At 39.5% G+C, this 12,733-nt stretch carries 11 protein-coding genes and 1 pseudogene; 3 read left to right on the plus strand and 9 right to left on the minus strand.

Translation table 11 applies throughout. The annotated features are described in order from the left end of the window. From QZT73_RS02765 to truA, 5 genes and pseudogenes are all read right to left on the minus strand, one after another. Positions 1 to 281: pseudogene (locus QZT73_RS02765) on the minus strand (hypothetical protein); the annotation flags it as partial. 100 nt (positions 282 to 381) lie between these two features. Continuing rightward, complete coding sequence (locus tag QZT73_RS02770) at positions 382 to 912, minus strand: hypothetical protein (RefSeq protein WP_291786493.1); 531 nt, start codon at positions 910 to 912, stop codon at positions 382 to 384. A 2-nt stretch (positions 913 to 914) separates the two neighbouring features. Further along, on the minus strand, positions 915 to 1,496 hold the full coding sequence (locus QZT73_RS02775) for a hypothetical protein (RefSeq protein WP_291779959.1): 582 nt from the start codon (positions 1,494 to 1,496) through the stop codon (positions 915 to 917). Between the two features lie 102 nt (positions 1,497 to 1,598). Further along, positions 1,599 to 3,371 (minus strand): ABC transporter ATP-binding protein, encoded by a 1,773-nt coding sequence (locus tag QZT73_RS02780; protein ID WP_291786496.1) that lies wholly within the window; start codon positions 3,369 to 3,371, stop codon positions 1,599 to 1,601. A 12-nt stretch (positions 3,372 to 3,383) separates the two neighbouring features. Continuing rightward, positions 3,384 to 4,136 (minus strand): tRNA pseudouridine(38-40) synthase TruA, encoded by a 753-nt coding sequence (gene truA / locus QZT73_RS02785; protein WP_291779954.1) that lies wholly within the window; start codon positions 4,134 to 4,136, stop codon positions 3,384 to 3,386. Positions 4,137 to 4,242: 106 nt separating this feature from the next. Between truA and QZT73_RS02790 the strand changes: the two genes are divergently transcribed. Beyond that, positions 4,243 to 4,722, plus strand: a complete 480-nt coding sequence (locus QZT73_RS02790; RefSeq protein ID WP_291779951.1) for a DUF4293 domain-containing protein — start codon at positions 4,243 to 4,245, stop codon at positions 4,720 to 4,722. Positions 4,723 to 4,787: 65 nt separating this feature from the next. After that, positions 4,788 to 5,891, plus strand: coding sequence for an aminotransferase class I/II-fold pyridoxal phosphate-dependent enzyme (locus QZT73_RS02795; RefSeq protein WP_291779948.1), 1,104 nt, complete (start codon positions 4,788 to 4,790; stop codon positions 5,889 to 5,891). 211 nt (positions 5,892 to 6,102) lie between these two features. On the opposite strand, the gene QZT73_RS02800 is transcribed toward QZT73_RS02795, so the two are convergent. The 4 genes from QZT73_RS02800 to QZT73_RS02815 form a co-directional block, all read right to left on the minus strand. Continuing rightward, a complete protein-coding gene (locus tag QZT73_RS02800) occupies positions 6,103 to 7,641 on the minus strand; it encodes a YifB family Mg chelatase-like AAA ATPase (protein ID WP_291779945.1) in 1,539 nt (512 codons plus the stop codon). Between the two features lie 83 nt (positions 7,642 to 7,724). Beyond that, positions 7,725 to 8,090 carry a hypothetical protein gene (locus QZT73_RS02805; RefSeq protein WP_291779942.1) on the minus strand — a complete coding sequence of 122 codons (366 nt, stop codon included), beginning with the start codon at positions 8,088 to 8,090 and terminating at the stop codon, positions 7,725 to 7,727. A 28-nt stretch (positions 8,091 to 8,118) separates the two neighbouring features. Next, positions 8,119 to 9,951, minus strand: coding sequence for an ABC transporter ATP-binding protein (locus QZT73_RS02810; RefSeq protein WP_291786498.1), 1,833 nt, complete (start codon positions 9,949 to 9,951; stop codon positions 8,119 to 8,121). 43 nt (positions 9,952 to 9,994) lie between these two features. Continuing rightward, on the minus strand, positions 9,995 to 11,680 hold the full coding sequence (locus QZT73_RS02815; protein WP_291786500.1) for a hypothetical protein: 1,686 nt from the start codon (positions 11,678 to 11,680) through the stop codon (positions 9,995 to 9,997). Between the two features lie 190 nt (positions 11,681 to 11,870). On the opposite strand from QZT73_RS02815, the gene QZT73_RS02820 reads away from it, so the two are divergent. Beyond that, complete coding sequence (locus QZT73_RS02820; RefSeq protein ID WP_291786502.1) at positions 11,871 to 12,731, plus strand: hypothetical protein; 861 nt, start codon at positions 11,871 to 11,873, stop codon at positions 12,729 to 12,731. The last annotated feature ends 2 nt before the right edge of the window (positions 12,732 to 12,733 follow it).

Below are 12,733 nucleotides of genomic sequence, written 5' to 3' on the forward strand. Positions count from 1 at the left end.
GGCAACAACCTCCATACTGATGTGCCATTGATGGCTTCCCATTGAATATAGACCAGTACAACATCTGATGGTTCAATTGCTGGATTGAATTCAAAATCTACAAAATAATCATTTTGTGGCGTGAAATTGACATCAGCCTCGAATACTTCCCCTAGCAAGACCAATCCAGCCTGCCCTTGAGGACCTTGAGGTCCTGGAATTCCTGGAGGTCCCGGAGGTCCTTCACAAGCCTGGAAAAACACCATTATCCCAAGCAAGAAAACTAACAATGATCTGTTCATATGTCAAATCTAAATTAAAGATTAAATAAATAACGAAGAAAACCTTTTAAATGTTGAATTTCTTCTTTTTTCTTTTTACAATCCAAAATTATACCAAAAATTATTCTTCATCAAGCTGATAAATGCCAATAACCCTAATGGATTCAGGACCAAGGATTTGGTCGATAAATAAATTGGGCTCCGGAAGTTGATTTTTTATTGCAAAATCTTTGATCTTTGTTTTTACCTTTTTAGGTCCAGGCATCACCCATCTGTTGGCATTGATTTCTGCAACCACAGCACTGGATGCATCTAAACTCAAAATTGCCTTATCTTTTTCTGCCGTAAAGAGGAATTTTTTCTCTATCCCTATGAATACCTCCAAGGTATCTAGCTTTCCTGCGGGCTCGACTTGGTAAATTGTATGAATTACTGCTCCCTCATGTGATTTTTGAAGTCTTTCCATTTCCAAAAAAGACTGCCTGAGCAAATCATTCTGTGGGGTGCCTTTGTATTGTATTCCTACCAGTTCAATATTGCCATAGTCCTTTTTAAAGACAAGAATTTCATTAAATCCTCCTAACAAATAAAAGAGATAAAGGCTTGCGCCCAGGACAAACATCAGAATAATGCCTATAGCTGTCTTTTTCATCTCTAAAATAAATACCTGACACCAATTGCACCCTGTAATCTTAGATGACCAAAGCGGTCAAGTAGCTCTACAAATAAGCCAATTTCAGTAAAAACGCTGATAGGCAATTCATCAAAGTAATATTCTCCACCTGCGAATATTTCAGGCCCAAAGTCCACATTCCTTCTATTGTCCCGAAGTACTAGACTACTGATGGAAGAATCTGTAAAAGCATAATCTACCCTAGCCGAACGCAATTGTGCACCTAGCCCTACATATCCCAATAGATAACCGATATCTATATTCAGTTCATCACTTAGGTCTTCATGGTAAATACCCCTAACGTTAAAAGAAAGCACATTACCCACGCTATGACCTGCATAAAAAGCGTTGGCACTGGGCCTATTGTTATCAAAGGATCTTCTATAATATGCGGCACTGTTTGCCCCAGCTCTTCCAAACAACCCCTCTATAGCAAAATTGTCATCGAGAAACTTTTTATATGTTATTGAGAAGGGTTCTCCAAGTCTGAGACCAATGCCGTCCTCTTGCGCTATGGCGGTTATTGGCAGGAAGGCCAATAGCAGTACGATAATTTTTTTCACTTTTTTTGGTTTAGTTTTCGGTTATTATGGCACAAAAATAAGGCCTGTTCCCAATTCTTTAGCGCACATTCCTGAAAAAAGGAAGCTTAAATTAAAGTTTTTTTAGATGGCCATAGATTTCAGCTGCATCTGATGCAATTGTGCGTAGTATCCTCCTTTTTCCAATAAGAATTCATGGGTGCCCACCTCTTTGATCTCACCTTGGTGCAGCACAATGATTTTATTCGCTTTTTGTATTGTAGATAATCTGTGGGCAATTACTATGGAGGTCCTCCCTTTCATCATCTTTTCGATGGCTTTTTGGATCATCTCTTCTGTTTCTGTATCTACAGAAGAAGTGGCTTCATCTAAAATAATCACTTCGGGATTATAAACCATGGCCCTGACAAAGGATATCAACTGCCTTTGCCCCACGGAAAGTGTCGCTCCCCTTTCTTTAACATTATAGTCCAAGCCTCCAGGAAGCCGCTCTATGAATTTCTTGGCTCCCACCAATTTGGCTGCATGCATAACCTCTTCCCTGCTTATGTCCGGATTCCCCAGTGTAATGTTGTAATAAATGGTATCAGAAAAAAGGAAAACATCCTGCAGGACCACACCAATGTGTTTTCTGAGTGTGTCAAGTTCATAATCCCTGATGTCTGTGCCATCTAACCTGATTATTCCCTTATTGATTTCGTAGAACCTGCTGATAAGGTTGATGATTGAGGATTTTCCTGCGCCGGTTGCCCCCACCAGGGCAATGGTTTCCCCATGCTTTACTTCAAAATTGATGTCTTTTAGCACCCACTCTTCATCATTGTATGCAAACCATACTTTTTCCAAGGAGATATTTCCCCTGACTTTTTCGGGATTCAATGCCCCATCATTGGGGATTTGTTCTTCACTCTCTAAAAGTTTGAAAATTCGGGAGGAACTCACTACTCCCAGTTGTAAGGTGTTGAAACGATCAGCTATCATCCGAATAGGCCTGAAAAAAAGCTGTAAATACATGATAAAAGATATCAATACACCGACTTTGATCTCTGAATCAAAAACCCCAGTTGCCCCATACCAAACCACCAAACCTATACCGATGGCTTGAATGATTTCTGCTACTGGAAAATAAATGGAATAATACAGTACGGACTTGACATGTGCTTTTCTATGCTCTCTGTTGATTTCTTTGAATTTTTCCAATTCCCGGTCTTCTCTATTGAAAATCTGTACGATGTTCATACCGGTAATATGCTCTTGAAGGAAAGAGTTCAGGTTAGATACGGCATTTCTCACCTCATTAAAGGCTACCTTAATTTTTTCCTTAAATATATAAGTGGATATGATCAGAAGAGGGAGCGTACACAAACTCACCAAGGTCAATTTCCAATCGATATAAAACATGACCGTGAGTATTGTGATCAATTGTAAAAGATCACCGATAATCGCTGCCAATCCTTCACTGAAAACATCTGCCAACGTCTCTATATCCGAAATATTTCTGGTAACCAATCTTCCAATAGGTGTATTGTCAAAAAATTTCAAGCGCATTTTTAAGAGATGGCGGTAAAGTTTGATCCGTATGTCTTTGATGATGACCTGACCTATCCATCCGGATAAGTACGTGTGAGCGAACTGCACCACAGCTTGTAAGAGCATAAGGAATACCAACAAGTAGATGATTTTGACCAATCCTTCCCCATCACCCAATGCAATATAATCGTCAATGGCTACTTGTATAAAATAAGGCCTTGTAGGGGCTAAAATTGCCAAGGAAATGGTTAAAAAAACTAAAAAGTAAAAATAGGTACGATAAGGCTTAACAAATCTGTAAAGCTTCTTCAGTACTTGGGTGTCTATGATCTCCCCACTGTGAACGTTTTCTTTTTCCAGGCTCAAGAGCTGTCTTGTTTACAAGTATAGGTTCTCAGGATACGTTATCCTGCACAAATATAAACCTTTTGCCGGAGCAGAAGCCTTGGCGGCTTTTCTATTCCTACTATCCAATATGGATTGGAAATCCTCTATTCCAATTTTCCCGGTTCCTACTTCCACCAGTGTCCCCACAATAGCCCTCACCATTCCTCTTAGGAAACGGTTGGCAGTTATATGAAATAACAAAAGTGAGCCATTTTGTTCCCAGTAAGCGGTTTTTATTTTACAATTAAAATTGTTGACATCAGTATGGACTTTGGAAAAGCACTGAAAATCTTCATGAGACAATAGCAGCGAAGCGGCTTGGTTCATTAAAGCAATATTAGGACTATTGAACATGATCCAAGCGGCATCCAGTTCAAAAGGATCTTTTCTGAGACAGATACGGTAAACATAGCTTCTCCAAATGGCATCAAATCGGGTATGCGCATCAAATTTTACTCTTTTTATTGAATAAGCAGCAATATCTTTTGGTAAGATACCATTAAGTTTTTTGAGGAATGCTTCTTCCCCAATCAGGATTTTGCTATCAAAATGGGCAAATTGTTGGGATGCATGAACGCCGGCATCTGTTCTTCCACTGCCTGTGATGGATGTCTTTTCACCTAATAGTATGAATAAAGCATTTTCCAGTTCCTCCTGCACACTATGGGCATTTTTTTGTAATTGCCATCCATGATAAGATGTACCCTTGTAAGCTAATTCAAGAAAGTATCTGTTGGTCTCCATTTTCAATGCACAAAGATAATATTCGCTTTCAAAATTTAGCCTCCGTTCATCCAAACCTTGCGATTACAGAATTAACCTTTTTTCTTTGTCTAAATTTCCTTCAATTATGATACAAAGAATTCAAACAGTTTTCCTTTTTTTGGTGGCGGTAGCTATGTTGCTTGTATTGGTTTTCCCAATCTGGCATCAAGTCAATCCTGATCAAACACAAATCATGACTTTAGATGCATGGAGTTTGGTGACAAAGGATATAGCAAGTGATGAGGTAATCGAAAAAGAGAATAAGATGTTTATAGGAATATTGGCCATAGCTGCTGCTGCTTTGGCAATTTTCAGTCTGTTACAATATAAAAACAGACCCAAACAAATGTTTCTCAATATGATCAATTCATTGGTCATGCTGGTCATTGTTGGCCTTATGGTATGGTTTACCCATTCAGCAAATGAATATTTCAACCCCAATGTAAATGGCGCCTTTGTTTTAGGGTTTTGGGCCACTTTTGGTGGTTTGGTCATGAACCTGCTCGCCAATAGGTTTATCAGAAAAGACGAAATGTTGGTAAGGTCTGTGGACCGGATCAGGTAAGAATTACCCATTGAGCCAGTAGATTTTTCTACTGGCTTTTATTTTAATCAAGAAAAAATGATGCCATGAGAGTAGAGACCATCGCTATACATGCGGGAACCATAATTACTGATTCTAACAGACCGGCCATACAGCCGATCACGACTTCCACGACTTTTGAACACCATGATGGTTCTATGGTCTACACCAGAGCAAAGAATCCAAATAGATTGGCACTGGAGCAGGTTTTGGCCAAACTTGAAAGCGGCCAAGATGCTGCTGCCTTTTCTTCTGGCAATGCTGCCGCCATGGCCATTTACCAAGCTCTTCCTCCCGGTAGCCATATCATAGCACCCGATGATATGTATCATGGGATCAGGAAACAGCTGATGGAAATATTCCGGGGTATCCATGAAACAAGCTTTGTAGATATGACAGACCTGGAAGCGATAAGGGGAGCTGTAAAATCCAATACAGCCCTTATTTGGATTGAAACCCCTTCCAATCCTCTCTTAAAGATATCAGATATCCGTAGCATAGTGGGTTTGGCCAAAGAATTTGGTCTCAAGGTTGCATGTGACAATACCTTTGCAAGCCCTATTTTCCAAAACCCAATTTTGATGGGTGCTGACTTGGTCATGCACTCTACGACAAAGTTTCTTGGTGGGCATAGTGATATTCTAGGCGGGGCATTGGTTACCAAAGAAAGTGATGAATTATGGGAAAAAATAAAGATGATACAACATATAGGTGGGGCGGTTCCTTCGCCCTTCGATTGTTATTTTCTGTGCAGAAGTATCAAGACCCTGCCTTATAGAATGCGTGCCCACCATCATAATTCTTCTGCGCTTGCTTTATTTTTATCTACCCATTCTCAAGTTGGAAAGGTTTATTATCCAGGGCTCCCAACGCATGAAGGGTATGAACTCGCTAAATCACAAATGTCGGGTTTCTCTGGAATGCTTTCCTTTACCGTGAAAGGAGGGGCAGATAAAGCAGATGAATTGATTTCCAAATTACGGATCTTTACCCACGCTACCAGCCTAGGCGGCGTGGAAAGCCTTATAGAAAGAAGGGCTGCAGTGGAAGGCCCTCAATCACTCACCCCACCTAATTTATTGAGAGTTTCGGTTGGATTGGAAAATATAGAAGATTTAATAGAAGATTTGAGATTGGCTTTTGGTCAATAGCACAAAAAGCAGAAAGGCTGTCTGTTAACAGCCTTTCAATTATTTGGTTTTTTTGGGTGTTTGCCTCTTTAAGGCGGTAAACTAAATAAGCAACTTTTCTACTTAGTATTTCTTTTTTGGAAGAACAGAAAATTTTTCCATAAAAAGAAATAGCGGCTGTTTTCTTTTATTAAAGGTATATTTTGACCTTTAAGAGGTATTCGCAGTATATTTATCCTGCCCAACCTTCTCTATCCAAGCTTCTGTACTGAATGGCTTCTGCAAGGTGTTCTACTTTGATATCTGCTGATTGGGAAAGATCAGCTATGGTTCTGGATACTTTCAGAATTCTATCATAGGCTCTTGCTGAAAGCCCTAATCTTTCCATAGCAGTTTTTAAGAGGAGTTTTCCAGCTTCATTGATACTGCAGACCTCTTTTACCATATGGGAGGGCATCATGGCATTGCAGTAGATTTCAGGGTTGCCGCTGAACCGTTGTACCTGAGCTTCCCTACCTTGAATAACCCTTTCGCGAATTGCATTGCTCGACTCGGTTTTTCTTGTGGAGGTCATCTCGTCAAATTTCACTGGAGTGACTTCTACATGCAAATCTATTCTGTCTAACAATGGGCCGCTGACCTTGTTCAGGTAGCGTTGTACAATTCCCGGGCCGCAGACGCATTCCTTTTCAGGATGATTGTAATACCCACAGGGACAAGGATTCATACTGGCAATCAGCATAAAATTGGCAGGGTAATCTACAGATATTTTTGCTCTTGAGATAGTGACTTTCCTTTCTTCCAGTGGCTGTCTCATCACTTCAAGTACCGTCCTTTTAAATTCAGGCAATTCGTCCAAAAACAGTACACCATTATGAGAAAGCGAAATCTCTCCGGGCTGAGGATTGCCTCCCCCTCCGACCAATGCCACATCTGAAATGGTATGATGAGGTGACCTGAAGGGCCGTTGCGCTATAAGGGAGGCATTTCTGCTGAGTTTTCCCGCAACAGAATGAATTTTGGTAGTTTCTAAGGCCTCTTGAAGGGTAAGGGGAGGAAGAATAGAGGGCAATCTTTTTGCCAGCATGGTTTTTCCTGCTCCGGGCGGACCTATCATGATGACATTATGCCCTCCAGCTGCAGCAATTTCCATGGCCCTTTTTATATTTTCCTGTCCTTGAACATCAGCAAAGTCAAAGTCATTTTTCTCCATAGAGTTGAAAAACAAGTCCCTGGTATCAGTTACCAAAGGTGTAATTTCAAGTTCACCTTCCATAAAGTTGATCGCCTCTCCCAAAGTTTCTACTCCTATGATATCCAAGTTATTGACTATTGAGGCTTCCGAGGCATTTTCTTTGGGTAAAATAAATCCCTTGAAACCTTTTTTACGCGCTTCAATCGCGATGGGTAATACTCCCTTTACCGGCCTTAACTGTCCATCAAGTGAAAGTTCGCCCATAATGATATATTTTTCAAGCTCAGGAAACGCCACCTGTTCAGAGGCCTTGAGGATGCCCAATGCGATGGTCAGGTCATAAGAAGAGCCTTCTTTTCTTATGTCCGCCGGAGCCAAGTTGATCACTACCTTTTGTCGGGGCATGCGGTACCCAAAATATTTTAGCGCAGATTCCACCCTTTGCTGACTTTCTTTCACGGCACTATCGGGTAGTCCAACCATATAAAAACTGGTCCCCTGACCTACATTAACCTCGATGGTGATGAGTTTGGCATCTACTCCAGAAACCGCACTCCCAAAAGTTTTTGCTACCATATTTCAAAATTAGACTTGAAACAAAAAAAGGAAACCGAAAAGCGGTTTCCTAATATAAGAATTTTATAAACTAATTACCCTTTTTACTTAAAGTTTTGTCTTGGACGGATTACGGAGTTTTCTTTATCAGCTTCTTTTTGATCAATTTTTTGTTCAATATTCTTGAGTTTGATCCCTTGTTCCAAATCATACATTCTGGCTTTCAATTCTTTCTTTTCTACTTCTTTTTTATCCAATTGTTCCTTTAGATTTTTGAGATGTAAGCTTTCAACTCCCCAAGCCAATAAATAGAGGACAAGACCCGTGAGTAAGAAATAGATTACTGTTGTAGTATTGAGGTTTTCTACATTAAATAGACTTTTTAGCCTGTCAAAAGAAAGAAAGAATACAAGACTTATCGCAAAAAACAGCAATACGAGTAGGTGAGTGATTTTATTGAACTGTTTCATGGTTTGGTTGCTTTTTGAATTATTCTAATTAAACGGATTGTATGTTAGAAAGATTCCTATATAACCCATCTTCTTCCATCAACTGCTCATGATTACCCCTTTGCACAATTTTGCCTTTTTTAATAACTAGAATTTCGTCCGCATGCTGAATAGTACTTAATCTATGAGCAATGACAAGTGTGGTCCTGTTGGCCATCAATTGGGTAAGTGCATCCTGCACAAGTTTTTCTGATTGGGAGTCCAACGCAGATGTGGCTTCATCCAAGATCAGGATTGGAGGGTTTTTGAGAACTGCCCTGGCAATGCTTAAGCGTTGCCGCTGGCCACCGGAAAGCTTAGAACCCCGCTCTCCAATATTGGAATGGTATCCGCTGTCCAATTGGACGATAAACTCATGTGCATTAGCAATCTTTGCAGCGTGCATGACCTCATCTTCAGAGACCCCTTCCAAACCAAAAGCGATGTTTTCAAAAACAGTACCGTTAAAAAGTATGGACTCCTGGGTGACAATACCCATCATTTTTCTCAAATCCCCTAATTTGATTTCTTTTATATCCTTACCATCCAAAGTAATTTTCCCTTCAGTGGGATCATAAAACCTTGGAAGCAGGTCTGCTATTGTCGATTTTCCTCCCCCAGAAGGGCCTACCAAAGCAATGGTTTTTCCTTTGGTAAGTGTAAATTCTACATCTTTCAGTACTTTTTCCTTATCGTAACCAAAGCTGACATTTTTATAATGGATACATTCTTCAAATTTCTCAACAGAAATTGGGTTTGAACTATTTTGAATTGCGCTGGGTGTATCCACCACTTCAAATATCCTGTCTGCAGATGCAAGCCCTCTTTGGATGCTGCTTGCAGCCCGGGAAATTTCTTTAGCAGGGTTAAGTACTTGGGTAAATATGATAATATAAGTGATGAAATCGGAGGCTCCAAGGTTGGAATTATTGCTCAAAACCAAGGAGCCGCCATACAAGAGAATGCCAGCTACTACAATCACTCCCAAAAATTGAGAGGCAGGAGATGCGAGTTCATTTTTTCTGGCCATGGAAACATTCATTTCAGCGTAATAATCTGTTTCCTGATCAAATTTGGAACGCATAAATTTTTCTGCACCAAAGGCTTTGATAACCCGCATACCGCCTATGGATTCATCCAGAATATTGACTATTCTGCCTAGAGACTCCTGACTTGCAATGGCTTTTTTCTTGAGTCTTTTTGTGATCCCTCCAATAACTGCTCCTGAAATGGGGATGATCAATATGGTAAATAGTGTAAGCTTCACAGACATGAAAAATAAAACGGCAAAATAAAGGATAATCGTAGCAGGCTCCCTAAAAATAACACGCAGCGATTGTACAATACTATTTTCTACCTCTTGGATATCATTGGTCATTTTTGACATCAGGTCGCCTTTTCTTTCATTAGAAAAATAACCAATGTGCATCTGACTTACCTGCTCAAAAATATTCATCCGCATTTTTTTGATGATTTCTGCACGGACCTTTGCGAGTACTACCCCTGATAAATAAGTAAACAGGTTGGAAAGGAATACAGTAATTATTATGATGATACATACATATAATAATGTTCCAAATTTACCATAGGTATCAGCTACCTGTAAGAAGTAATGGTTGAATAAATGAAGAAAATAATCAATGGTAAGGCTAAAAGTAGGTTTCTCTAAGTATTGATTTAATTCAGAAGGATCCACCTGCTCAAAAATGACATCGAAAAGCGGCTTGAGTAAGGTGAAATTGAGCAGACCAAAGATTATGGACAGCAGGGTATAAACCACATATATGGGGAAATAACGTCTAAATGGTCTTGCAAAGGAAAGTATCCTGAGGTAGGTATTCATGAATAAGACTGCAATTAAGTCCGCAAGTTACGGAATTAATCCCTCAAAAATTAAAATCGTTCCTGATCATATTGACCCGTATCCCTGCTTGGGTAAATTGATTGATAACAGGAGCATTTAGGTCCTGGGCCGTTCTTCTTCTGTATGTGTGTGTTAAGTCCAAGAATACATTTTGCTTGATCATGTAACTCATGTTCAAGCTGCCCATGATAATTTGATTTTCTACTCCTTGGCCAATCCTGTTTCCAAATAAACCGATTCCCGTATTGGGATTGGACCTGTTTTTAAGAACATCTTTTCCAAAATTTACATCTTCTGTGGGGTCATCTCCAAAATATTGGAACATCCCGGTAAAACTGGCAAAAAGCCTTGGTGTTGGCTGGTACCTGACAATGCCTATAACTTCTCTGAAATTAGCACCAAGAGGATGAGTGAGTGGTGTCCTGTAATTGCTGAAGGACTGGAATTCAAATTTTTCCTGGTAAGTATAAGGCCTTGCTTGATTGTATTCCAATTGAAGATCAAGGTTGGAAATATTGAAAACATCAATGTACTTATATCCAGCCTGTAAGCCGTATTTATTCCTTAGGGATTGACTTCCATCTATTCCGAAAAACTCACCAAATACAAACTCATCCAACGCAAACTGCCCATAAAATTGCATTCCAGGGCTTAGGTTCCATTTGGCATCCATGCCCAACATAATTTTATCAGGAGTTCCCAGTTGGTGTTCTACCCATCTGTAGAAAATGATAGGATTAAAATAATTCCAGTTAAATTGGTTCATCATTACCGACTCAAATACACCTATATTCAACTTTTTCCCAATATTGGTTCCCAGTCGGTGAAATGAAAACCATTTTTGCGGGTACCGCCCATCTGTAGGTCTTCCTTGCGCATCATAAATAACATCTGCTGTCATCTGTGCCCATACATTGGTCAGGTTAAATTTCCAGATTTTTGTATTGATTTTGGCAAATAGGTAGGGATTGGAAAAATCAGATAAAATCATAGAGCGATAGCCTTCTCCAACAAAATTTCGGTCATGACCCACTTGGGCATGAATGTGCTTGGTAAGGTTAAAGCTTACATGTCCCATTGCTGAGAAGTAACCATATCCTTCCCCTTCAAACCTTTTCCAAAAACCTTCCCCTGGTACAGCGCCGCTATGTTCAATATAGTCTTTTACCCAAGAAGGGAAGATGGTTTGGGTAGTAGTCATGTATGTATAGAAAGCCACTTTTCTGTCAATGCTACCCCGTACTTCTATGCCCCTGCTGTTTCTCAGCCTAAAGCGGTCTACGTCCTGTTCCCTACCAGCCGCTAGATAAAGCACAGGATTGATATGGATATCGAAAACATCATCTCTGTGATGGTAAAAATCTGAGGGTTTTTTGTAGAGCTTTTTGAAAAGGGGATTTTTTGAATCATTGGGTTCATTCTCCATAAATTCCCAGTTGTCATTTCCCAAATAGGCAAGATTGAAGCGGTCAGCTCTTGATCTTATGACACCGGAATAGGCGATTGAATCTAAAAATGCTGCGACATGATCTCTCCTGTAAGGCTTAAAACCAGTATGGAAATTGGTATTATTAGCACCTTGTAATATTTCGTAGCGTTCGATCAGATGGTAATAATCTCTATTGAAAGGGATATAGGCACCTTGGCCAAAACCATTGTTAAAGGTCAAAACGAAGCTTAAAAAAGCAAAAAACGATATTTTTTTCATGTTCGGTCAAAATAATTTCATAAAGCTATAAAAAGTATGCCAAAAGAAAAGCTGAACAGAAGTCAAATTCCTTCAAATTTTCATAAAGCAAGCATATTTTATTGGTTTTAGTGAAATAAAGAAGCTTAAATCATAGGTAATACCGATGTTTTTATTAATTTAGTTCCTTTCATCTTAAATGGATTTAATTATGATTAAAAAGTTAGGTTTTTTTGGATTTTTGTTTTTCTTTTTCTCCATCATCGGCTTTGCGCAAAATCAAGGATACTTTTCTGAAAACAAGTATGCAGAATATCCTATCATCTCCTTGAAAGAAAACTTTTTCGGTACCCCAGTTTATTTTATTGAAGGGGAAAAAATTAAGTCCTCAGAGGTTAGGGCTTACATGGAGATTATGCCAGGGGATGCTAATAAATTTGGACAAGTAAACTCCCGAATTGTAACTGGGAATGCCCTGTATTTTGGTGGTATGGCTGTAAGTTTAGGAGGTTTGGCTTATTTCTTTTCAAATATCGATAATGTTCCAAGTAACCCACGGGTTTTGCCCAATTTTCTGATTTTAAGTTTAGGAGGTGGAGTCATTTCCGGGATTGGTTCCAATATGAAAAGGCAAGGGGTAAGGGAGATCAATGGTTTGGTTGAAAATCACAACTATTTAATTCGACAGGACGATATAGTTGGCCCCTATTTGAAAATGGACGTTAGGCAGAATTTTTTCGGACAAAGGGTTGATATTTACGATGGTCCTAATCTTATGACCAAGCAAAGGCTAAATCAGATCAAGCGGGATTTTCCAGAGCTGCAATCTTACCTTGAAAGCGCAGAAAGATCCCAGAATTGGAGTATTGCTTTGGATGTGGTAAGTTTTGCATCTAACCTCGTTTTTATTACTTATGTAGTTTCACCGCAATTTCAGTCTTCAGTACCCAGCAATTTTATTTTGCCATTATTTGTAGTTGACCTTGGTGTGGGTATATCCTCCAGTGTAATACGTAGAAATGCAAGGAACCGAACCCGATTGGCGCTGCAGCAATTTAATTTTAGGCAATAATA

It is taken from the genome of Cecembia sp., from assembly GCF_007126775.1.
Classification (GTDB): domain Bacteria; phylum Bacteroidota; class Bacteroidia; order Cytophagales; family Cyclobacteriaceae; genus Cecembia.

What these genes read in the sequence shown, in the direction of transcription:
- QZT73_RS02770 (WP_291786493.1), bottom strand. Translation starts at nt 912, where the DNA reads ATGAAAAAGACAGCTATAGGCATTATTCTGATGTTTGTCCTGGGCGCA.
- truA (WP_291779954.1), bottom strand. Translation starts at nt 4,136, where the DNA reads ATGGAGACCAACAGATACTTTCTTGAATTAGCTTACAAGGGTACATCT.
- QZT73_RS02790 (WP_291779951.1), top strand. Translation starts at nt 4,243, where the DNA reads ATGATACAAAGAATTCAAACAGTTTTCCTTTTTTTGGTGGCGGTAGCT.
- QZT73_RS02795 (WP_291779948.1), top strand. Translation starts at nt 4,788, where the DNA reads ATGAGAGTAGAGACCATCGCTATACATGCGGGAACCATAATTACTGAT.
- QZT73_RS02800 (WP_291779945.1), bottom strand. Translation starts at nt 7,641, where the DNA reads ATGGTAGCAAAAACTTTTGGGAGTGCGGTTTCTGGAGTAGATGCCAAA.
- QZT73_RS02805 (WP_291779942.1), bottom strand. Translation starts at nt 8,090, where the DNA reads ATGAAACAGTTCAATAAAATCACTCACCTACTCGTATTGCTGTTTTTT.
- QZT73_RS02810 (WP_291786498.1), bottom strand. Translation starts at nt 9,951, where the DNA reads ATGAATACCTACCTCAGGATACTTTCCTTTGCAAGACCATTTAGACGT.
- QZT73_RS02815 (WP_291786500.1), bottom strand. Translation starts at nt 11,680, where the DNA reads ATGAAAAAAATATCGTTTTTTGCTTTTTTAAGCTTCGTTTTGACCTTT.
- QZT73_RS02820 (WP_291786502.1), top strand. Translation starts at nt 11,871, where the DNA reads ATGATTAAAAAGTTAGGTTTTTTTGGATTTTTGTTTTTCTTTTTCTCC.